We start from the raw sequence: 20985 nt of genomic DNA on the forward strand, positions 1-20985 counted from the left end.
CGAGCGCGCCGCGCCGGGCGCCATGCACCGCGTTCAGGGTTTCTCGTCGTTCCTGAAATACGACAGGTAGAGCATCCGCTGCCCGAGCCGCCGGAACGGCGCGAACGGGTGGCCGGGCAACGGCGACGTGAAGATCGGCAGCGTCTGGCGTGCGCCCTTCCCCGCGATCCGTTCGGCCAGGCGGCGGCCGGCCTGCTGCGAGTACGACACGCCGTTGCCGCCGTAGCCGAGCGCGTAGTACACCGATTGCCGCGGATCGGGCTGGCACACGCGCGGCATCATGTCGTGGCTCACGTCGACCCAGCCCCACCATGAATAATCGATCTGCACGCCGCGCAGCGCGGGAAACTTGCGGGCCATCCCTTCCTTCAGCAATTCGAGGTGCCGCGGGTTCGGCGCGTCGTCGCCGGTGATCGCGCTGCGGCTGCCGATCTGCAGGCGGCGATCGGGCAGGAAGCGATAGTAGAAGCGCAGCGTGCGCGTATCGGTCAGCACCTGCGTGGTGCGCAGGTTGCACGCGTCGATCTCCGCGTCGGTGAGCGGGCGCGTGACCATCGAGTTCGACAGGATCGGCATCACCTTGCTGCGCAGCGACGGATGCAGCGTCTGCGCGGTATATGCGCCGGTCGCGATGCCGACCGCGCGGGCGCGCACGACGCCGCCGGGCGTGCGCAGGTGGTGCACGCCGTCGATCGTCTCGAAGCCGAGCACCGGGCTGCCCGTATGCACCTTCGCGCCCGCTTCGCGCGCGAGGCGCAGATAGCCGAACGCAAGCTTCAGCGCGTGGATGCCGATGCCTTCCGGCTCGTGCAGCGCGCCGGCCGCCTCGTGATCGTTGACGAATTCGCGCCGGAAGGTCTCCGCGCTCAGCAGTTCCGACGGATAGCCGAACACCTCCTTCCACACCTTCGCCTCGGCCGCGAGCTTCGCCATGATGCGCGGGCGATGCGCGATCAGGAAGTGGCCGCCCGGCTGCGGCTCGCAGTCGATTTCCGCCACGAGCGACTTGAAGTGCTCGAAGCCTTCGAGAATCTCGTCGTGCATCTTCAGCGCGACGTCCTTGCCCCAGCGCTCGATCCACTGCGAGCGCGACAGCCGTCCCGACGCGTTCTGCCCCTGCCCGCCATTGCGGCTGCTGCAGCCCCAGCTCGTGCGGTTGGCTTCGAGCACGACGGCCTTGATGCCGTGGTCGCGCGCCAGGCACAGCGCGGTCGCGAGGCCCGTGTAGCCGCCGCCGATGATCGCGACGTCCACGTCGAGATCGCGCGTGACGGGGCCGTCGTCCGGCGGCGGGCTGCCGGCCGTCGCGACCCAGTAGGTCGGCGCGTACTGCTTGCCGCACCCGGGGCCGGGCGACACCAGCGGGTCGTAGGTCGGGTCGTAACGCGTATCGCCCGGCCGGCCGCCGGCAAAGCCGCCCGCGGTGCGTTCGATGGAGGGGGTCGCCATGGTCAGCCCTCCGATACGGGCGTGCCTGCCGCGCCGCCGCGGGCGTGCGACGCGATTCGACCGGCTGATGCGGGGCGCGCGCTCGCCGCGCGCACGGATGCTGCCGACTGCCTGTTGGTCATGCCTGTCTCCTGATCGTTCTCTTCGGGTCGATCGTGTGCAGATGCTTCAATGCGGCGATCTGTCGAGGAAAGTGTAGGCAGGCCGTTTTTTGGCAGGTAGGGCCAGTGGGCCGGATTCGCTTGGACCAGCGCGCGACGCAAGCCGGCGGGCAGCGAAGGTCGCGCCGGGGCGCCGGCATCGCGAGGCGGCCGGGGCAGCCGGGGCAGCCGGGGACGGCCGATACCGTCCGACGCCGTGCCGCCCGTGCGGCGCATCACCACGCCAAGTCACATCGCGCGCACCGCCACGCCGGCCACGCTGCCGCGCTTCTCGATCGCCCGGACCGACACGATCGACAGGAGTGCAGACAACATCACGTAAACCCCGACGAGCCACGGCGCGCCGCCGTTCACGCGCAGCAGCGCGGTCGCGACGATCGGCGTGAGGCCGCTCGCGACGATGCCCGACACCTGGTAGACGAACGAGATGCCGGTGTAACGCACGTTCGCGTCGAACAGCTCCGCGAACAGCGCGGCCTCCGGCCCGTACGCCATCGCGTAGAAGATCCCGAACGGAATCACCAGCGCGAGCCACACGGCCGGCAGGTGCGTCGACTGCGTCTGCAGCAGCCAGAACGCGGGCAGCACCGACAGCCCGCACAGCGTCGCGCCCCACCGGTACACGCGGGCGCGGCCGAGCCGGTCGGACAGGCCGCCGAACACCGGAATGAACACGCACATCACGACGGCCGCGCTCATCACGCCGAGCAGCGCGTCGCCGCGCGAGATCGCCAGGTTGCGCGTCATGTAGCCGATCGAGAACACCGCGAACACGTTGAAGAACACGCCGTCGATATAGCGCGCGCCCATCCCGAGCAGGATCGCCTGCCGGTAGTGGCCGAGCAGTTCGACGACCGGCAGCTTCGCGTCGCGCCGCTGGCGCTTGAGCGCGACGAACTCGGGCGTATCGGCCACGCGCGTGCGGATGTAGAAGCCCACCGCGACGAGCAGCAGCGACGCGGCGAACGCGACGCGCCAGCCCCATGCGAGGAACGCGGCGTCCGGCAACGCGCGCGACAGCGCCGCGACCACGCCGGCCGCGAGGCACAGCCCGATCGCGAGGCCGATCTGCGGCAGGCTCGCGTACAGCCCGCGCCGGTGCGGCGGTGCGTATTCGTAGGCCATCAGCACCGCGCCGCCCCATTCGCCGCCGAGGCCGATCCCCTGCAGCACGCGCAGCGTCAGCAGCAGCGCCGGCGCCCACATGCCGATCTGCGCATAGGTCGGCAGGAACGCGACGCCGGCCGTCGATACGCCCATGATCAGCATCGTCAGGATCAATGCGGACTTGCGCCCGACGCGGTCGCCGAGATGGCCGAACAGCAGGCCGCCGAGCGGCCGCGTGACGAAGCCGACCGCGAACGTCGCATACGCGAGCAGCGTCGACACGAACGCGTCGCCGACCGGGAAGTACTGCTTGTCGAACACGATGCCGGCGACCACGCCGTACAGAAAAAAGTCGTACCATTCGACGGTCGCGCCGATCACGCTGGCCGCGGCCACGCGTCGGACGACCCGGGAATCGATTGCCATGCGAGCTTCTCCAGGTAAGGATGCGCCGCAACCTGCCCCGGCGCCGTACCGGCGGGGGCGTCGAACAGCGCGCGGCGGCCGTCCGGGCGCAGGAGCACGGGCCGCGCGGGCGGATGCGGGGCCCGGCCCTACGCGACGGCCTCGACGGCCGGCGCGACGCCGCGGCCGCGATCGGCCTCGCGGGCGTCCTCGAGGATCATGTCGGACGCCTTCTCGGCGACCATCACGATCGGCACGTTGGTATTGCCCGACACGAGCGTCGGCATGATCGAGCCGTCGACCACGCGCAGCCCGCGCGTGCCGTACACGCGCAGCCGCGCGTCGACGACCGCGAGCGGATCGCTCGCGACGCCCATTTTCGCGGTGCCGGACGGATGGAAGATCGTCTGCCCGTATTCACGACAGAACTCGAGCAGCTCGTCGTCCGTCTGCGCCGGCGCGCCGGGTCGCACCTCGCGCTTCATCAGCGGCGCCATCGGCTCGGCGGCCGCGACGCGCCGCGCGAAGCGCACGCCGGCCACGGTCGTGCGGCGGTCGCGCTCGGTGTCGAGATAATTCGGCCGGATCGACGGCGCGTCGCGCGCATCGCCGGAGCGAATCCGCACGGTGCCGCGCGATTCCGGCCGCAACTGGCAGATCGAATACGTGCAGCCCGGAAACGGATGCACGCTGCCGCCCGCCGAATCGGCCGACAACGTCGAGAAATGGAACTGGATGTCGGGCGTCGCCGATTCGTCCGGCAACGCGCGGCAGAACATCCCGCCCTGGTTGATGCCGATCGCGAGCGGGCCGCCGCGGAACAGCGCCCATTGCAGCCCCATCTTCGCGCGGCCGACCCACGAATGCAGCGCGTCGTTGGTCGTGATCGGCTTCGCCACTTCGTAGATCAGACGAATCTGCAGATGGTCCTGCAGGTTCTCGCCGACGCCCGCCCGATCGGCAACGACCGGAACCCCGTGGCGGTTCAGCCACGCGGCCGGCCCGACGCCCGACACCTGCAGCAGTTGCGGCGACTGCAGCGCGCCGGCCGCCAGGATCACCTCGCGCAGCGCGCGCACCTCCTGCACCTGGCCGTACCGCACGTAGCGCACGCCGCACGCCTGCGCGCCGTCGTCGAACAGCACCTTCAGCGCCTGCGCGTCGGTTTCGACGTGCAGGTTCGGCCGCCCGCGCGCCGGCTTCAGGTACGCGACCGCCGTCGAGCAGCGCAGCCCGTTGCGCGTCGTGAGCTGGTAGTAACCCACGCCCTCCTGGTCGCCCGTGTTGAAATCGTCGACGGTGCGCACGCCGAGCCGGTTCGACGCGGCGACGAACGCATCGACCAGCTCGTGCCGCTGCCGGATCGCCGACGCCCACAGCGGGCCGCCGGTGCCGCGCGTCGGCCCGTCTCCGAGCGTGTTGTGTTCGAGCCTGCGGAAATACGGCAGGCACTCGCGCCAGCTCCAGCCGCGATTGCCGAGCATGGCCCAGTGGTCGTAATCCTGCTGCTGCCCGCGCACGTAGATCAGCCCGTTGATGGAACTGCAGCCGCCGAGCGTGCGGCCGCGCGGCCAGTACAGGCGGCGGTCGTGCATGTTCGGATCGGGATCGGTATGGAAGCCCCAGTTGTACACCGGGTCGAACATCGTCTTGCCATAACCGATCGGCACGTGGATCCACATGGAGCGATCGGCGGGGCCCGCCTCCAGCAGGCACACCGTATGGCGGCCGCCGTCGGACAGCCGGTTGGCGAGGACGCAACCGGCCGATCCCGCGCCGACCACGACATAGTCGAAGCTGCGTGTCATTCGTGTCTCCGTTCCGGTGATGAAAAATCCGGTATGTTTCGTCCAAATTTATTGAGCACACGGAACGCGTACAAGCCGATTTATTGTCCACGCCGCGAATGTGGTACAAAAACCGTTCGATTCGTTTCATTTTCATCGCACACACCATCCCGGGACGCATCGCGATCCCCATGGAGGAGACCCATGCGCGAACCCGCCTCCGCGCCGTCCGATGGCGCGCCCGCCGACGACGCGCGCGTGCTGCGCGCCCTCGCCGTGCTCGAAGCGCTCGCATCGGCCGGGCAGCCGTACACGCTGTCGCAGCTCGCCGCGCGGCTGCACATCCCGAAGGCGACGCTGCTGCGGCTGATCGAATCGCTCGAGGCGCGCGGCTACGTGATCCACATGCCCGACTCGCGCGGCCACGACCGCGCGATCGCGCTCGGGCCGCGCGCCGCGCAGTTCGCGCTCGCGGCGCTGTCGAACAACGCCTTCACGCGCGGCTGCCGCTCGGTGCTGCGCGCGCTCGTCGACGTGCTCGGCGAGACCTGCAACCTCACGGCACTCGACGGCGACACGGTGCTGTACGTCGAACGCGTGGAAACGGCCGAGCCGCTGCGGCTCGAAATGCGGCCCGGCATGCGCGTGCCGCTGCACTGCACGGCGAGCGGCAAGCTGTTCCTCGCGCAGTTGAATGCGCTCGAGCGCCACGCGATGCTCGCGCGGCTGACGCTGAAGAAGATGACCTACCGGACGCTGACCGACGCGCAGTTGCTCGCGGCCGAACTCGACCGCCTCGCCGCGCGCGGCGTCGGGATCGACAACGAGGAGTTCGTGCGCGGGATGGTGGCCGTCGCGGTGCCGGTGAAGGATGCCGCGAGCGGCCGCCTGCTCGCGGCGCTCGCCGTGCATGCGCCGACCGCACGCGCGACGCTCAACGACCTGCTGGAGAACGTGCCGAAGATGCGCGACGCGGCCGCGCGGCTCGCACCGCTGCTGCACGCGGGCGACGGCGCGCCGCCGGGCTGACGCGGACGAACGCGTTCAGGCGCTCATCCGTTCATGGGTTTCAGGCGTTCAGGCGCTCACGCCAGGTGGTAACGCAGCCAGAAAGTCTCGCGGCAGGCGTTGTCGAACGTGATCCGCGTCGGGCCGATCGGCTGCCCGTCGGGTTGACGGAGCACGTCATAGTCGATCCAGCATTCGGCGCACAGCAGATCGGACGGCGCGTGGTCCTGCTCGACCGAGCGACGCACGATCGCGCCGTTGTCGAAACGGTATTCGGTTTCGTCGCGCGTGACCTCGACGTCGTCGTCGGTCCAGCGGTCGTGCGAGGTGGCGTGCGACACGATCGACACGGGGCCCGCGAGCCCGTGGATCGCGGCGACGTAGGAAATGAGCTTGTCCATGGAGCGGCGGCGAACGGTTGGATGGCGCGCATCGCGCAACGCATGCTGCGCGATGCGGCCCGAGCGGCGAGTATAGCCGCGCGTCGAAGACCTTGCCGCCGGCGGGGTTTCGCGACGACCGGCGCTACGCCTCCAGCGCGAGCAGCGCGAAGGTCGCGAGCCAGTGCTCGCCCATGTAGTCGCCCGCCACGTGCGCGAGCGCGCCCGCGAGATGGCGGCCGGCCGCGTCGAGCAGCCTGGCGCGGCGGGCGTCGCCTTCCGGCAGCGCGCCGGCCAGCGCGCGCTGGCACCATGCGCGGCTCAGGTTCAGCCCGTCGAGGTGGGCGATCTTGCCGTCGCTGCGATCGCTGACCGTCGCCGGCTCGAACAGCGTCGCCGGCTCGCCGCGCGCGAGGTCGGGCAGGAAACGCGCGAACCAGCCGTCGAATTCGGCGGCCGGCAGCACGCGCCGCATCAGCTCGGCCTCCATCAGCGCGGGCGACAGGAATTCGTCGCCCGACGGCTCCCACGCCTGGCACGCGACATCGTTCAGGTGCCAGCGCTTCGCGGTATCGACGATCAGCGCCGCGAGCCCGTCGCGCTGCGTGTCGCGCGCGAAGTCGAGCGTGAGCGCCAGCGCGAACGCGGTGTTGAAGTGGGTGCCGACGCGCAGCGGATACGTCGCCTTCGGCAGGAAGGTCTCGAAGCGCGCCACGAACAGGTCGGTGAGCGGCGCCACCGTCTTCGCCCAGCGCGCCGCCTGCGGCTGCGTGCCCTTCAGCGCGAGCCGCTCGAGCTGCGCCGCGAGCGCGAGGAACCACGCCCAGCCGTACGGGCGCTCGAAGCCGCCGTTGTGCGGCAGCGCGAGATAGGCGCGCTCGCCGGCGACGTTCGCGTCGGTGAAGTGCGCATCGACGACGGCGACGATGCGCTCGGCTTCCGGCAAGGACGGGTAGCGTTCGAGCACGCGCAGCACGAGCCAGTAGCCGTGCACGCACGAGTGCCAGTCGTAGCTGCCGTAGAAGATCGGGTGCAGCGCGCGCGGCCCCTGCACGTCGTGCGGGCCGGCGAGCGAATGCGTGAGCTTGTTCGGATACTCGCGGGTCAGGTGTGCCAGCGCGAGCGACGCGAAGGTCGAGGCGAGTTCGGGCGTGAGTCGGTCGGTCATGGGCATCTCGTCAGAAGCGGAATACGAACGCGTACATCAGGAGCGTGTTCACGGCCAGCAGCAGCACGGCCGTCGGCCACTGCGCCTTGATCACGCCGTTCTTGTCCTTCAGCTCGAGCAGCGCCGCCGGCACGATGTTGAAGTTCGCGGCCATCGGCGTCATCAGCGTACCGCAGAAACCGCTCAGCATCCCGATCGCGCCGACGATCGCCGGGTTGCCGTGAAACTGGTGGACGATCAGCGGCAGGCCGATGCCGGCCGTCATCACCGGGAACGCGGCGAAGCCGTTGCCCATGATCATCGTGAACAGCGCCATGCCGACCGTGTAGGCGGCGACCACCGCGAACGGCGAATCGATCGGCACCCACGCCTTCACGAGCCCCGACACCACGCCGCCGACGCCAGCGACCGCGAACAGCGCGCCGAGCGCCGCGAGCATCTGCGGCAGGATCGCGGCCCAGCCGACCGCGTCCATCGTGTGGCGCGCGTCCTTCAGCGCATGCACGGGCGAATCGCGCAGCATCGCGAGCGCGACGGCGAACGCGACGAGCGTGCCGAGCACGAGCGAGATCAGCGTCACGCTCTTCGGGTCGACGAACGGCACCTGCTTCAGCGCGAACGTGCCGATCAGCGTGACGACCGGAATCAGCAGCGCGGGCAGGAACAGACGGTTGCCGAAGCGCTGCGCGAGCGTCTCGCGCCGCCCGGCCGCCGCCTCGCCGGCCTCCTCCGACCGGCCGCGCCCGAGCTTGCCGGTGCCGGCGATCACCGCGAGCGCGATCGCGAGGCAACCCGTCACGAAATGCGGCAGCCGCGCGCCGAACAGGAACGTCGCCGCGTAGATCGCCCAGAACGCGAAATTCACCACGCGGCGCGGGTTCGTGCGGTCCGTCAGGTTGAAGTACGCGAACGCCGCGAACATCAGCCCCGCGAGCGTGTACAGGGATTCGAGGCCGATCATCGCGCGCCCTCCTGCTTCCGCAGGCCGAAGCCGCGCGCCAGCCGGCGGTCGAGCAGCGCCAGCCGCGCGCAGTGGATCAGCAGCGCGGCGATCGCGGTCGGGATCGCCCACACCGACAGGTGCAGCGGCTCGATGGAAATTCCGTTCTGTTCGAGGAAGCCCTTGATCAGCAGGATCGACTGGATCGCGATGAAGATGTCCTCGCCGAAGAACACGGCGATGTTGTCGACGCCCGACGCATGCGCGCGGATCTGCTGGCGCACCGACTCGGGCAACTCGCCGTGCCGGTTGACGGCGGCGGCCTCGGCCATCGGCGCGATCAGCGGCCGCACCATCTGCGCGTGGCCGCCGAGCGACGTGAGGCCCAGCGCGGCCGTCACCTGGCGCAGCACGAAGTACAGCATCAGCACGCGGCCCGTGGTCGCCGCCTGCACGCGCGAGATCATCCGCTTCGCCTGCTCCTTGAGGCCGTTGCGCTCGAGCAGCGCGATCACCGGCAGCGTCAGCCAGATGAGCCCCATGTAGCGGTTCTCGGTGAACGCCTTGCCGAACGCGCTGACGATGTCGACGAGATTCAGCCCGCCCGCCAGCCCCGTCGCGAGCCCCGCGACCGTGACCACCAGCAGCGCATTGAAGCGCAGCGCAAAACCGATCACGACGATCGGCACCCCAATCAGCACCAGCATTGCTCCTCCTTGTGTCGAACCCGCGGCGCCCGGACACCGCGCCGCCGGCCCGGTATCGACCGGGCTCGGACGGCAAAATCTAACACGAGACTTTATCGATAAAAAGTCGACAAATTACCGACTCGGGTAAACGTTGAAACGCGCGCATGCTGCGTCGGGCCGCGAGCTGCCCGCGTTTCGTCGGAGGAATCGGCGGCCGGCAGGCCGCAGTGGGTGCGTTGGGTGCGTCGGGTGCGTCGGGTGCGTCGGGTGCGTCGGGTGCGTCGGGTGCGTCGGGTGCGTCGGGTGCGTCGGGTGCGTCGGGCGCGCCGGGCACCTCGAGCGCGGCAGGCGATGTCCCGCGACAGCGCCATGCTCGCGCGGGGCCCGCGCGCGTGGCGCGGCCCCGGAGCGCCGACTAAACTGGAAAGCATCGGCAACGTACGGGAGAGTCGCCATGATTGACGTATTCCAGACCATCGGCAGCCGCGCGTTCTCCGCTCATCTGGCGAAGGACGGGATGGTGACGCTGATGGAGCAACGCCACGAGGTCGACCGCGTGACGCTGGCGACCGCCTATGCCGCGCTCGTCGAGGAGGCCGAGGCGGAAGCCGACCTGCTCGACGCGACGGTCGAAGGGATGATGCGCGCGCTGATCCAGGGGTACGCGCGCAGCCATTGACGGCGCGGCCGCGCCCGCGAAGCGCGGCCGGTTTCCGCCGGGGACTGCCGAAGGCGGCGCCGGCGCCGGGCCGACACGGCGGAACGGCCGTACCTCCCCCGTCCCGCCGGCATCGATCCCGCCCGGCCGTGGCCGCTCGCTATTGCACCGTCAAACGCGCGCGCATCGTGTCGAATGCGGGCCGGTACGCGTCGAAGCGGTCGACGGGCGCCGTGAAGGACAGTTCGTACACGGTCGTCTCCGTCATCGTCGCGACGATCGCCTGCCGGATCGCCGTCGCGCCCTCGCGGCGCATGTCGCAGGTCGTCGCGAGCCCCGGCCGGCCGCCCAGCGGCGCCTGCACGGCTGCCGCGCATTGCGCGGTCCAGCCGCGCTGCCGGTAGCCGTCGACGATCACGTGCAGCATCGTCCCGAATTCGTCGTCGAGACGCGCGGCGCCGCGGTCGATCCGGACCAGCCGCATCAACGCCAGCGCGGCCTCGGGCGCACCCGATGCGCCGCGTTTCACCGCGACCTCGTTCGAACCGGGCAGCGTCCTGCCGGCGCGGGTCGTCGGCGCGGGGCCGGCCTGGACGTCCCAGCCCGGCGGCCAGGGCACCGCCGCGGGCGCGTCCGCGAACGCCGCCGCGGATACGACGCACAGCCATGCGGCAATGGCGCGCACGATCAGGCGAAAACGGTTTTTTTCGCTCATGTTGCTCGACGGATCGGGTTCGGTGGACGGGGCTGGACAGCGCTGGACCGGGCCGGTGGCCGCGTCATGATCGCACGGCGTACCGTCCGCCGGCCCGCGGCGACCGGCTGGCGCGGGCCGCGCGCCCCCCGCTCGGCGCCGGGCGAATCCCCCCGTCACGCCTTTTACCATAGAGGAAACGCACTGAAACGACGTACCGTGCGAATTTTTCGATTGCCGACGCCCGCGTCGCATGACAGCATGCGGGCGTCGCCAACCGAAACGAATGCCGTGCCGGCCGGCCGCCGATGCCGATCGGCGGCGCCGAGCCGGCCGCCCCTTCCATGAACCCGGCCCACCTCCAGCATTACGAACCGACCGGAGAATTCCGCTTGTGAACATCGGCATCGTCAACGACCTCCCGCTAGCCGTCGAGGCGATGCGCCGCGCGATCGCGCGACGGCCCGAGCACCGCGTGCTGTGGGTCGCGACCGACGGCCCGCAGGCCGTCGAACTGTGCGCCGCGCAGCCGCCCGACGTCGTGCTGATGGACCTGGTCATGCCGAAATTCGACGGCATCGAAGCCACGCGGCGGATCATGCGATCCGAACGACCGTGCGCGATCCTGATCGTGACGAGTTGCATCGGCGCGAACGCGTGGCGCGTGTTCGAGGCGATGGGCGCCGGCGCGCTCGACGCGGTCGACACGCCGCGGCTCGGCGAAGGCGCGGCCGGCGACACGACCAAACTGCTGCTCGCGAAAATCGACCAGATCGGCCGCCTGCTCGACGCGCCCGGCGGCCCGCGCCTCGCCGGCATGCCGCTGCCCGCCAGCGGCGGCCCGCTGATCGCGATCGGCGCGTCGGCCGGCGGCCCCGGCGCGCTCGCGTCGATCCTCGGCGGCCTGCCGGCCGATTTCAACGCGCCGATCGTGATCGTGCAGCATGTCGACCGCGCCTTCGCCGAGGGCATGGCGCAATGGCTCGACGGCCAGACGCCGCTCGCCGTGCGCGTCGCGCACGAAGGCGACCGCCCGCAGCCGGGCGTCGCGCTGCTCGCCGCGACCGACGATCACCTGCGCATCACCCGCGCCGGCACGCTCGAATACACGCGCGAGCCGGCCGCCACGCCGTATCGCCCGTCGGTCGACGTGTTCTTCAACAGCCTGACCGAGCACTGGCCCGGCCGCGCGATCGGCGTACTGCTCACCGGCATGGGGCGCGACGGCGCGATCGGCCTGAAGGCGCTGCGGATGAAGGGCTACCATACGATCGCGCAGGACGAGGCGACGAGCGCCGTGTACGGCATGCCGAAGGCGGCCGCGACACTCGGCGCGGCGCGCGCGATCCTGCCGCTCGGACGCATCGCGGGCGAACTGGCGGCGCTCGCACGGATTTGAGCCCGATAAACATGTGCAACACCCATGCCCGTCCCCATCCGCATCGATCATGAGCATTGACCTGACTCGCCCGCCAGGCGGCCCCTACACGCCGCGCATCGACGTGCCGGCGATGGTACTGCTGGTCGACGACCAGACGATCGTCGCGGAAGCCGTACGGCGCGCGCTCGTCGACGAGGAAGGCATCGACTTCCATTACTGCCCGCGTTCGGACGACGCGATGGCCACCGCGATCGAGACGCGCCCCACCGTGATCCTGCAGGACCTGGTGATGCCCGGCATCGACGGGCTGAGCCTCGTGAAGGCGTACCGCGAGAATCCGGCGACGCGCGACGTGCCGATCATCGTGCTGTCGACGCAGGAAGAACCGGCGATCAAGAGCACCGCGTTCGCGGTCGGCGCGAACGACTACCTCGTCAAGCTGCCCGATCGCATCGAGCTGGTCGCGCGCGTGCGCTACCACTCGCGCTCGTACATGAACCTGCTGCAGCGCGACGAGGCCTATCGCGCGCTGCGGCAGTCGCAGCAGCAACTGCTCGAGGCCAACCTCGAGCTGCGACGCCTCACCCATTCGGACGGCCTGACCGGGCTGTCGAACCGGCGCTATCTCGACGAATACCTGTCCGCCGAATGGCGGCGCGGCACGCGCGAGCGCAGCGAGCTGTCGCTGCTGATGATCGACGTCGACAACTTCAAGCTGTACAACGACACATACGGCCACGTGTCGGGCGACAGCGTGCTCAAGCAGATCGCGTCGACCATCGAGCGCTGCCTCGGCCAGTCGGGCGATCTCGCCGCGCGCTTCGGCGGCGAGGAGTTCGCGGTCGTGATGCCGGCCACGTCGCCGGGCGCCGCGCGGCTGCTGGGCGAGAAGATCCGTCTCGCGGTCGAGGCGCTGCGGCTGCGGCACGCGCATTCGTCGACGGGCGACACCGTGACGATCAGCATCGGCGGCGCGACCATCGTGCCGATGTCCGGCCTGCCGACGACCGTGCTGATCGAGGCGGCCGACCGTGCGCTCTATCGCGCCAAGCACGAGGGCAAGAACCGCGTCGAGATCGACGCCACGCCGACGCAGACGCCCACGGGCGCCGGCGACTTCAGCACGCCGCGCATCGACTGAGCGCGCGCGCCGCTCACGCGCGGCGCAGCCGGCGCGCGTAGTCGTTCGCGTCGAGCGGATGGCTGAACAGGTAGCCCTGCTGCATGTCGCAGCCGATCTGCTGCAGGAAACGCGACTGCGCCTGCGTTTCGACGCCTTCGGCCGTCACCTTCATCCCGAGCGAATGCGCCATCGCGACGACGGCCTGCGTGATCGCGACCGCGTCGTGATGATCGGGCACGCCCGACACGAACGAGCGATCGACCTTCAGGTTGTGCAGCGGAAAACGCTTCAGGTAGGCGAGCGACGAATAGCCGGTGCCGAAATCGTCGACCGAGATCCGCACGTTCATGTCCGTGAGCGCCTCGAGCATCGGCAGCACGGTGTCCGTGTCGTTCATCAGCAGTCCTTCCGTGATCTCGAGTTCGAGCGCGGACGGATCGAGCCGCGTCTGCGCGAGACAGCGATCGACCGATTCGACCAGCCCTTCGTGGAACTGCCGAGGCGACAGGTTGACGGCCAGCATCAGGTCGGGCGCGATCGTGCGGCGCCATTCCGCCGCCTGCCGGCACGCGGTTTCGAGCACCCACTGGCCGATCGCGACGATCTGCCCCGTATCTTCCGCGACCGGGATGAACTCCGTCGGCGACATCGGCCCGAGCTCGGGGCTGGTCCAGCGCAGCAGCGCTTCGGCGCCGACCGTGCGGCCGCTGCGCGCATCGACGACGGGCTGATACGCGAGCCGCAGCATGTCCGACGAAAGCGCGCGCCGCAGCGACTGCTCGATCGCGAAACGGCGCTGCAGCCGCTGGTTCAGCTGCGCCGTGAAGAACGTGAAGTGGTTGCGGCCGCGCTGCTTCGCCTCGTACATCGCCGAATCCGCGTTGCGCATCAGCGTGACCGCATCGTCCCCGTCGCGCGGCGCGACGCTGATCCCGATCGACACGCCCAGCCAGTATTCGTTGTTCGCGATCGCGAACGGCTTCGCGATCGTGTCGATCACCTCGCGTGCGAGCGCCGCGAGCCGGTCGGGATCGTCGCAGTCGTCGACGAGCATCACGAACTCGTCGCCGCCGACGCGCGTCAGCGCGTACCGGCCGCCGCCGCAGGCCGCGAGCCGCGCCGCGACGCTGCGCAGCAGCGCGTCGCCCGCGTCGTGGCCGGCCGTGTCGTTGACCTTCTTGAAGCCGACGAGATCGATGAACAGGATCGCGACGCGCGCATGCCCGCAGAACAGCTCGCGCATGCGGTCGGCAAGCCAGCGGCGGTTGTAGAGGCCCGTCAGCGCATCGCGCGTCGCCAGGTAGCGCAGTTGCTCCTGCGCCTCGCGCACGGGGCCGATGTCGTTGAACGACACGAGGACCGAGTCGGCCTGCCGCTCGCCCGGCTTCACGATCGGCACCGCGTTGCCGCGCACCCAGATGATGTCGCCGTCCGCCAGGCCGAAGCCGACCGTGTAGTCGAGCATCGGCGTGGCCGTCTCGAGCGCGACCCGGCTCGGCCAGTCGTCGGGCGCGATCGGCGTGCCGTCCTCGTTCAGCTTGCGCAGGATCACCGTCGACAGCCGCCGGCCGACGAGGTCGCCCTGCACCCGCATCATCCGGTTCGCGCTCGGGTTGCTCGCGACCACGACGTCGTCGCGCGACACGACGAGGATGCCCTCGTTCAGGCTGTTGACCACGAGCCGGTGATGCTCCTCGCTGCGCGCGAGCTGCCGCGCGATCCGGTCCTGGTGCACCGCGAGGCCGACGCTGTTGCCGATGTCGCGCAACAGCTCGGTTTCCTCGTCGCCCGGCCGGCGCGGCCGGCGGTGATAGACGGCGAACGCGCCGAGCACGGCGCCCGCATCGTCGAGGAACGGCACCGACCAGCACGCGCGCAAGCCCAGCGGCAACGCGACGGCCCGGTAGTCGGCCCATAGCGGATCGGTTTCGATGTCCTCGACGGCGACCATCCGGCGCAGGTACATCGCGGTGCCGCACGAGCCCGCCGCGGGCCCGATCGGCGCGCCCTCGATCGCCGCGCTGTACTGCGCGGGCAGCGACGGCGCGGCGCCGACATGCACGTGCACGCCGTCCGGATCGAGCAGCAGGATCGTGCACGAGGCGCCGTCGCCGAGCAAAGCCTCGGCGCGCCGGCAGACCTCGATCAACAGGTCCGGCAACGGTGTATTGCGCGTGATCAGCCTCAGCACGCTCTGCTCGGACGCGAGCACTTCCGCTGCGAGCCCGAGGCTGTAACGAGAACTATGCGGTTCGGTATTCAAGATGAATCCTGCCGTCTGTCCGATCGGGTCTGATACGCCCGATTCGTTTTCGATCTTTCGTGCCCTTGCCGCCCCGGATTCATGCCGATACCCGGTGCGCCCCGTATCGCGCGCTGTGCCAAGGCGCGCCGAAAATACATTTAACACCAATCCGTGACACCCGGCTCATCCGCGCGCATCAGGGCTTACGCGCGGTCGGCGCGGCGCCTGCGGCCTGCTGTCAGCCCGCCGAAAGACTTGCGCGCGGCGCGACGGCCTCGGGCGCATTCGCACCCGGCCCGCGCCTTCACTGCAACCGATTCGTCAGCTATCTGACGAAACCCGTTTCGTTCGCGTTCATTCGTCCGCGCCGGGATGCGCGCGCGTCACGGCCTTCAGCGCATCGATCGCGGCCGCGATCGACGCACTCGCGGGCGCCGCATGCAGCGCGCCCACGCGGTCGGGCATCGTCGACAGCTTCAACGGCAACCGGCCGACGCGCTCGCCCGCGCGCATGGCCAGCCCGAATGCCCGGGACGACTGCACGAACAGGCACGGCGACTGCTCGGCGACCGTGCGGTTGGTCTGCCATGACACCGATTCCATCTGCACGTGCGGCGGCGGCAGGCCGGCCTTCGCGAACTCGGCGTCCAGCGCCGTGCGCGCCGGCGACCCGAGCGGCGGCGCGATCCACGGAAACGCGGCGGCGTCGCGCCACCCGATCCGCGCGCGCCCGAGCAGCGGATGGCGCGGCCCGCATACGACGATCATGTCGTCGCGATACAGCGGCGCGACGTCCAGCCCCGCGCCCAGCGCGGATGCATCGAGCCGGCACACGAGCAGGTCCAGCTCGCGACGCTGCGCCTGCGCGAGCATCCGGTCGAGCGTGTCCTCGCGCACGTTGAGCTGCACGAGGCAGCCGGCCTCCCGCAGCCACGCCAGCGCGCCCGGAATCAGCAGCGGCGCCATGTTCGGCAGCAGCCCGATCGACACCGGGCGGCCGGCGCCGGTGCGCAACGCGTCGAACGCGGGCGCGACGCCGCGCAGGTCGGTCAGCACGCGGCCGAGCCGTTCAAGCAGCGCATCGCCGTACAGCGTCGGCGCGACGCGCCGCGACGTGCGCTCGAACAGCGGCAGGCCGAGCGATTCCTCGAGCTCGCGCAGCCATTTCGACAGCGCGGGCTGCGTGATCGACGCGGCCTCGGCCGTGCGCGCGAAACTGCGCGTACGCGCGAGCGTGTCGAGCGTTTCCATGTCGCGCACGCGCAACCGCCGCAGCGCCTGCGCGATGCGCTGCTCGTGGGCCGGCGCGCCGGGCGGCGCAAGCGGTTCGGGCCGGGTGCGGCCGGCCGGGCTGCGGGGGGCTGGGGTCACGGGCGTCTCCGTCATTCATGTCGGTCAGGTTATCGATCGACCCGGATCTTTCATCGATCGATACGCGATCCTGCCGCATAGTCGTCGCCATGAACACCCCCGGCACGATCAGGAGACGCCCCACATGAAAGACGATCAGGACACCCCGGCCGCCGGCCCCACCGCGCGCCGCCAGTTCCTCAAGCTGGCCGGCGCGGCGGTCGCGGCGGCCGGCTTCGGTGCCGACGCGGCGGCCGCGCCCACGCCGCCGGCCGAACCCGCCGCAGGCGCGGGCCCGGGCGTCGATCCCGCCCCCGCGTTCCACGGCGCGGCGCACGCGCCCGCCGCGCCGCCCGCCGGTTACAACATCCTGTTCATCCTGACCGACCAGGAGCGCCACTTCGACCGTTGGCCGTTTCCGGTGCCGGGCCGCGAAGCGCTGCGCCGCGACGGGATCACGTTCATGCATCACCAGATCGCCGCGTGCGTGTGCTCGCCGTCGCGCTCGACGGTCTACACGGGGCAGCACATCCAGCACACGGGCGTGCTCGACAACGCGGGCCTGCCCTGGCAGAAGGACATGTCGCCGGACGTGCGCACCGTCGGCCACATGCTGCGCGACGCCGGCTACTACGCCGCGTATCTCGGCAAGTGGCACCTGAGCGGGTCGCTGCACGAGACCGCCAGCCCCTATACCGCGCCCGTGGCCGACTACAACCGCACGATCCGCTCGTACGGCTTCGACGACTATTTCGGCGTGGGCGACCTGATCGGCATGGTGCGCGGCGGCTACCAGTACGACGGCATCACGACCGAGGCCGCGGTGAGCTGGATGCGCAACCACGCGCCGCGTCTCGCGAAGGAAGGCAAGCCGTGGTTCCTCGCGGTGAACCTCGTGAACCCGCACGATGCGATGTTCGTGAATACCGACACGGCCGGCTCGACGGTGCAGGACGCGAACCACCCGCTGCTCGGCAACGCGCCGCCGCCCGACGACGCGCTGTATCGCACGTCGTGGCGCGACGTACCGCTCGCGGCATCGCGGCGGCAGCCGTACGACGAACCGGGGCGGCCGCCCGCGCACGGCATGTTCGACGCCGCGCATGCAAACCTCGTCGGGCGCTATCCGTTTAGCGACGAACGCCTGCGCATCTACCAGGACAACTACTTCAACTGCGTGCGCGACTGCGACACGCACGTCGTGCGCCTGCTGCAGTCGCTGCAGTCGCTCGGTCTCGACGAGCGCACGATCGTCGTGATGACCGCCGACCACGGCGACCACGTCGGCGCGCACCAGCTCGTCGGCAAGGGCGCGACCGCGTACCAGCCGCAGAACCACGTGCCGCTCGTGATCCGCCATCCCGCCTATCCGGGCGGCGCGCAGTGCGATGCGCTGACGTCGCACATCGACATCGCGCCGACGCTGCTCGGGCTGACCGGCCTCGACGACGCGCGCCTCGCGCCGATCCGCGGCGGCGCGCTGAAGGGGCGCGACCTGACGCGCTGGCTCGCGCGGCCGGCCGATGCGAAGCGGCACGCGGTGCGCGATGCCACGCTGTTCAACTACGCGATGCTGCTGTACTACGACAGCGAATGGATGCTGAAGGAGCTGGGCACGCTGCGGCAGCAAGGCGTGCCCGAGGACGAGCTGCTGCGCCGCGCGCTGGCGCAGCAGCCGGATTTCCGGTTGCGCGGCACGATCCGCAGCGTGTTCGACGGCCGCTACCGGTTCGCGCGCTACTTCTCCCCGCTCGAATTCAACCGGCCGACGACGCTGGAGGACCTGTTCGCGCGCAACGACGTCGAACTGTTCGACGTCGCGAGCGATCCGGGCGAGATGCGCAATCTCGCGACGGACCGCAAGAAGAACGGCGAGTTGCTGCTCGCGATGAACGACCGCCTGAACGACCTGATCGCGAGCGAAGTCGGCGACGATCGCCCCGACGTCATGCCGATCCGGGACGGCAAGGTACAGGTGCAGGTCCGGAAGCGGCACTGACGGAACGGAAATCGGCTTGACGCAGGTCGCGCGCAGGCCACTGCGTCAATCGAAAATCACGATGTACGGGTATCCGCATCGCACGCTTTCCTGGAAGAGTGTCGCGCGCTTGTCGTCGACGATATGCGCGAATCCGGATGTGCGACACTGCGTCATCACCGAATCGTCCGGATGCTTGTATCGACCGGTTGGCAGCGCCGGTGCAAGAAACAGGGGCCGGTCGTCAAGCGTCCTGGCCAACGCGTCCAGTCTCCCCAGATCTCGACCGTAGCTGCGTACCGACCCGTGATGCGGCAACACCAGTACCGAAACCGTTCGCAACTCGGCCTCGTAGTGCCCCAGGAATTTCTCCAGTTTCGTATCGTCGTCCAGATTCAGGTCCCCGGTATGAATCCAGCCGACACTTCGAGTGCTTCGAATGCCTTTTTCCCTGGCCCACGCCGCGCCGTCGGCGGTCGTCTGAACGTGTCGGCTGAACCATTTCACGGGACGGTTCGTGCCACTCTGCACCGGGCCGGAGTACACGCACATCGACGCATCGTTATAGTCCGTCAGTCCGGGCAGGCGTCGGTACACTTGGCCGAGCAGGCACTTGACACTGATTGCGCTCTCGACGACGGTCTCTTTTCCAGTCAGCGTGAAAATTGCGCCACTCGCCTGCTCCGCCGGGATCTTGTCCTCGAGCCTGTCTTTCATGGCTTGCGCCACGCCGGAACGCCCCGGGTCGTCCACCAGCGCGGCGATGGCATCCTTCAGGTCGTCGAAGAACGGATGCATCCAGATTTTCTCGAGCTGGGCCGGGCAGGTCCACTCGTACGAATAGAAACGGAATGCCCAGTCGATATCCACGAGGCCGATCGAGGTGGTCGACGGCAAAACCGCTGCGGCGCCATCCAGCAATTTGCGAAGCGCGTCCGGCATCAGCGGATTGGCGGCGTCGCGGTCATCTCTCGCCCCTCCGGGCTCGACCGGTCCGGCGTCGCGCACGATGACCGGGTGGCCATATCGCCCGTCATACAAGCCGGTAACGATGTCGATCGACCGGACGATCGAGCCGGCTTCCGCGTCCTCCTCCACCTCGAACGCGAGCCGGGTCGTCATCCAGCGTGCGTACGCGTGCTCGTCGACGTGAGGAAGAAACACGTATCGGAATTGTGCCGTTTGCGTGAGTTCCGGCACGCCGTCGATATGGTCCAGGTCCAGGTGACTGATGGCCAGGATGTCATGTTGCGTGGGAACGCCGCCGGTGAATGTCTCGATCAGCGGCTTCCTGGTTTTCAGGCTTCCGCCGCCACAGTCGACGACAACGCTGAATCGCGCGCTGCCGGCATGAACGACGGTCGAGTGGAAACCACCCTGACCGATGGAGAATTGATTGCGGTCGACCGAGTAGAACAAGATGTGCCCCCGTAGTGCGTCGTGGCGCAGGCGCTCATCCATCACCGCTTCCCGGCTGTCGCGGCCCGCTCGATTTTGGCTGCAATTTATACACGATGACGGACATCCTGTCGTCGACGCAGTCAATACGGCCGCGCGAATCGCGCACAATCCATATACATGCTCTAATGCGGACGGCAGGCCCTGCCCGTTGCCGCCGTCGGCCATCGCCGCCGCGGCCTGTTCCGATCCCCCGCCCACGCAAAGGACCGCATGACGAACCCCACTGAAATCAAGGCGCTCGTTTTCGATGTCTTCGGAACGATCGTCGACTGGAGAAGCGGCGTCGCACACGGCGCCGCCGCGTTCCTCGATCGCTACGCGCCCGCGCTCGACCCGTTCGAATTCGCCGATGCCTGGCGCGCCGAATATTCGCCATCGATGGAAGAAATCCGCAGCGGGCGCCGCCGCTACGTGCGGCTCGACGTCCTGCACCGCGAGAACCTCGTGCGCACGCTCGACCGCTACGGAATCGCCGACGTGCCCGACGCCGACCTCGACGCGCTCAACCTCGCTTGGCACCGCCTCGATCCGTGGCCCGACGCGGTCGCGGCGCTGCACCGGCTGAAGCGGCGCTTCATCATCGCGCCGCTGTCGAACGGCAACATCCGGCTGATGGTCGACGTCGCGAAACGCGCGGGGCTGCCGTGGGATGCGATTCTCGGCGCCGAGGTCGTGCGCGCATACAAGCCGTCGCCGCAGGTATACAGCGACACGGTCGAGATTCTCGGCATCGCGCCGGCCGAACTGTGCCTGGTCGCCGCGCACAACGGCGATCTCGCGGCCGCGCGCCGGCAGGGGCTGTCCACCGCGTTCGTGCTGCGCCCGACCGAGCACGGGCCCGGCCAGACGACCGACCTGCAGGCCGCCGACACATGGGATTTCGACGTCAGGAACCTGAACGAACTCGCGGATCGGCTCGGCTGCCCGGATTGAGCGGCACGCCGACCGGCGTTCGGGCGGGCCGCGCGATCGGCCCGTCGCGAACCGGTTGCGCCGCGACC

At 69.7% G+C, this 20985-nt stretch carries 17 protein-coding genes; 6 read left to right on the forward strand and 11 right to left on the reverse strand.

Annotated elements, in window-relative coordinates; translation table 11 throughout:
- Window positions 1-33: 33 nt before the first annotated feature.
- From GQ57_RS33620 to GQ57_RS33630, 3 genes are all read right to left on the reverse strand, one after another.
- Window positions 34-1449: an NAD(P)/FAD-dependent oxidoreductase gene (locus tag GQ57_RS33620; protein WP_034200124.1), complete on the reverse strand. Its 1416-nt coding sequence runs from the start codon at window positions 1447-1449 to the stop codon at window positions 34-36.
- A 389-nt stretch (window positions 1450-1838) separates the two neighbouring features.
- Window positions 1839-3143, reverse strand: coding sequence for an MFS transporter (locus GQ57_RS33625; protein ID WP_031401366.1), 1305 nt, complete (start codon window positions 3141-3143; stop codon window positions 1839-1841).
- A 128-nt stretch (window positions 3144-3271) separates the two neighbouring features.
- Window positions 3272-4930 carry a GMC family oxidoreductase gene (locus tag GQ57_RS33630; RefSeq protein ID WP_034200125.1) on the reverse strand — a complete coding sequence of 553 codons (1659 nt, stop codon included), beginning with the start codon at window positions 4928-4930 and terminating at the stop codon, window positions 3272-3274.
- Between the two features lie 183 nt (window positions 4931-5113).
- Between GQ57_RS33630 and GQ57_RS33635 the strand changes: the two genes are divergently transcribed.
- On the forward strand, window positions 5114-5938 hold the full coding sequence (locus GQ57_RS33635) for an IclR family transcriptional regulator (protein WP_031401368.1): 825 nt from the start codon (window positions 5114-5116) through the stop codon (window positions 5936-5938).
- 56 nt (window positions 5939-5994) lie between these two features.
- On the opposite strand, the gene GQ57_RS33640 is transcribed toward GQ57_RS33635, so the two are convergent.
- From GQ57_RS33640 to GQ57_RS33655, 4 genes are all read right to left on the reverse strand, one after another.
- Window positions 5995-6318 carry a hypothetical protein gene (locus tag GQ57_RS33640; RefSeq protein WP_031401369.1) on the reverse strand — a complete coding sequence of 108 codons (324 nt, stop codon included), beginning with the start codon at window positions 6316-6318 and terminating at the stop codon, window positions 5995-5997.
- Between the two features lie 124 nt (window positions 6319-6442).
- Window positions 6443-7465 carry a DUF2891 domain-containing protein gene (locus GQ57_RS33645; protein WP_034200126.1) on the reverse strand — a complete coding sequence of 341 codons (1023 nt, stop codon included), beginning with the start codon at window positions 7463-7465 and terminating at the stop codon, window positions 6443-6445.
- 10 nt (window positions 7466-7475) lie between these two features.
- Complete coding sequence (locus tag GQ57_RS33650) at window positions 7476-8426, reverse strand: DUF979 domain-containing protein (protein WP_031401371.1); 951 nt, start codon at window positions 8424-8426, stop codon at window positions 7476-7478.
- Window positions 8423-9112: a DUF969 domain-containing protein gene (locus tag GQ57_RS33655; protein ID WP_031401372.1), complete on the reverse strand. Its 690-nt coding sequence runs from the start codon at window positions 9110-9112 to the stop codon at window positions 8423-8425. The genes GQ57_RS33650 and GQ57_RS33655 overlap by 4 nt, the downstream gene beginning before the upstream one ends.
- 436 nt (window positions 9113-9548) lie before the next feature.
- Between GQ57_RS33655 and GQ57_RS33665 the strand changes: the two genes are divergently transcribed.
- A complete protein-coding gene (locus GQ57_RS33665) occupies window positions 9549-9773 on the forward strand; it encodes a hypothetical protein (protein WP_031401373.1) in 225 nt (74 codons plus the stop codon).
- 139 nt (window positions 9774-9912) lie between these two features.
- On the opposite strand, the gene GQ57_RS42495 is transcribed toward GQ57_RS33665, so the two are convergent.
- Window positions 9913-10467 carry a DUF4946 domain-containing protein gene (locus GQ57_RS42495; RefSeq protein ID WP_034200128.1) on the reverse strand — a complete coding sequence of 185 codons (555 nt, stop codon included), beginning with the start codon at window positions 10465-10467 and terminating at the stop codon, window positions 9913-9915.
- Between the two features lie 373 nt (window positions 10468-10840).
- Here GQ57_RS42495 and GQ57_RS33675 point away from each other — a divergent pair, with 373 nt between their 5' ends.
- On the forward strand, window positions 10841-11845 hold the full coding sequence (locus GQ57_RS33675) for a chemotaxis response regulator protein-glutamate methylesterase (protein WP_034200129.1): 1005 nt from the start codon (window positions 10841-10843) through the stop codon (window positions 11843-11845).
- Window positions 11846-11894: 49 nt separating this feature from the next.
- Window positions 11895-12968 carry a diguanylate cyclase domain-containing protein gene (locus tag GQ57_RS33680; RefSeq protein ID WP_031401376.1) on the forward strand — a complete coding sequence of 358 codons (1074 nt, stop codon included), beginning with the start codon at window positions 11895-11897 and terminating at the stop codon, window positions 12966-12968.
- Between the two features lie 13 nt (window positions 12969-12981).
- Here the strand turns inward: GQ57_RS33680 and GQ57_RS33685 are convergent, their stop codons facing one another.
- Both GQ57_RS33685 and GQ57_RS33690 read right to left on the reverse strand, forming a co-directional pair.
- Window positions 12982-15213 carry a putative bifunctional diguanylate cyclase/phosphodiesterase gene (locus GQ57_RS33685; RefSeq protein WP_031401377.1) on the reverse strand — a complete coding sequence of 744 codons (2232 nt, stop codon included), beginning with the start codon at window positions 15211-15213 and terminating at the stop codon, window positions 12982-12984.
- 336 nt (window positions 15214-15549) lie between these two features.
- A complete protein-coding gene (locus GQ57_RS33690) occupies window positions 15550-16566 on the reverse strand; it encodes a LysR substrate-binding domain-containing protein (RefSeq protein WP_034200135.1) in 1017 nt (338 codons plus the stop codon).
- Between the two features lie 124 nt (window positions 16567-16690).
- On the opposite strand from GQ57_RS33690, the gene GQ57_RS33695 reads away from it, so the two are divergent.
- Entirely contained in the window at window positions 16691-18544 is a 1854-nt protein-coding gene (locus GQ57_RS33695) for a sulfatase-like hydrolase/transferase (RefSeq protein WP_034200130.1), read from the forward strand.
- Between the two features lie 45 nt (window positions 18545-18589).
- On the opposite strand, the gene GQ57_RS33700 is transcribed toward GQ57_RS33695, so the two are convergent.
- Window positions 18590-19984 carry an MBL fold metallo-hydrolase gene (locus GQ57_RS33700; protein WP_034200131.1) on the reverse strand — a complete coding sequence of 465 codons (1395 nt, stop codon included), beginning with the start codon at window positions 19982-19984 and terminating at the stop codon, window positions 18590-18592.
- Between the two features lie 210 nt (window positions 19985-20194).
- On the opposite strand from GQ57_RS33700, the gene GQ57_RS33705 reads away from it, so the two are divergent.
- On the forward strand, window positions 20195-20917 hold the full coding sequence (locus GQ57_RS33705; protein WP_031401381.1) for a haloacid dehalogenase type II: 723 nt from the start codon (window positions 20195-20197) through the stop codon (window positions 20915-20917).
- Window positions 20918-20985 lie beyond the last annotated feature (68 nt).

Origin of the sequence: Burkholderia sp. MSh2 (assembly GCF_000731655.1) — a bacterium.
In the GTDB taxonomy this organism is placed as follows: Bacteria; Pseudomonadota; Gammaproteobacteria; order Burkholderiales; family Burkholderiaceae; genus Burkholderia; species Burkholderia paludis.

What these genes read in the sequence shown, in the direction of transcription:
- GQ57_RS33640 (WP_031401369.1), bottom strand. Translation starts at nt 6,318, where the DNA reads ATGGACAAGCTCATTTCCTACGTCGCCGCGATCCACGGGCTCGCGGGC.
- GQ57_RS33635 (WP_031401368.1), top strand. Translation starts at nt 5,114, where the DNA reads ATGCGCGAACCCGCCTCCGCGCCGTCCGATGGCGCGCCCGCCGACGAC.
- GQ57_RS33695 (WP_034200130.1), top strand. Translation starts at nt 16,691, where the DNA reads ATGAAAGACGATCAGGACACCCCGGCCGCCGGCCCCACCGCGCGCCGC.
- GQ57_RS33645 (WP_034200126.1), bottom strand. Translation starts at nt 7,465, where the DNA reads ATGACCGACCGACTCACGCCCGAACTCGCCTCGACCTTCGCGTCGCTC.
- GQ57_RS33655 (WP_031401372.1), bottom strand. Translation starts at nt 9,112, where the DNA reads ATGCTGGTGCTGATTGGGGTGCCGATCGTCGTGATCGGTTTTGCGCTG.
- GQ57_RS33650 (WP_031401371.1), bottom strand. Translation starts at nt 8,426, where the DNA reads ATGATCGGCCTCGAATCCCTGTACACGCTCGCGGGGCTGATGTTCGCG.
- GQ57_RS33680 (WP_031401376.1), top strand. Translation starts at nt 11,895, where the DNA reads ATGAGCATTGACCTGACTCGCCCGCCAGGCGGCCCCTACACGCCGCGC.
- GQ57_RS33620 (WP_034200124.1), bottom strand. Translation starts at nt 1,449, where the DNA reads ATGGCGACCCCCTCCATCGAACGCACCGCGGGCGGCTTTGCCGGCGGC.
- GQ57_RS33705 (WP_031401381.1), top strand. Translation starts at nt 20,195, where the DNA reads ATGACGAACCCCACTGAAATCAAGGCGCTCGTTTTCGATGTCTTCGGA.
- GQ57_RS33625 (WP_031401366.1), bottom strand. Translation starts at nt 3,143, where the DNA reads ATGGCAATCGATTCCCGGGTCGTCCGACGCGTGGCCGCGGCCAGCGTG.
- GQ57_RS33700 (WP_034200131.1), bottom strand. Translation starts at nt 19,984, where the DNA reads ATGGATGAGCGCCTGCGCCACGACGCACTACGGGGGCACATCTTGTTC.
- GQ57_RS42495 (WP_034200128.1), bottom strand. Translation starts at nt 10,467, where the DNA reads ATGAGCGAAAAAAACCGTTTTCGCCTGATCGTGCGCGCCATTGCCGCA.
- GQ57_RS33630 (WP_034200125.1), bottom strand. Translation starts at nt 4,930, where the DNA reads ATGACACGCAGCTTCGACTATGTCGTGGTCGGCGCGGGATCGGCCGGT.
- GQ57_RS33665 (WP_031401373.1), top strand. Translation starts at nt 9,549, where the DNA reads ATGATTGACGTATTCCAGACCATCGGCAGCCGCGCGTTCTCCGCTCAT.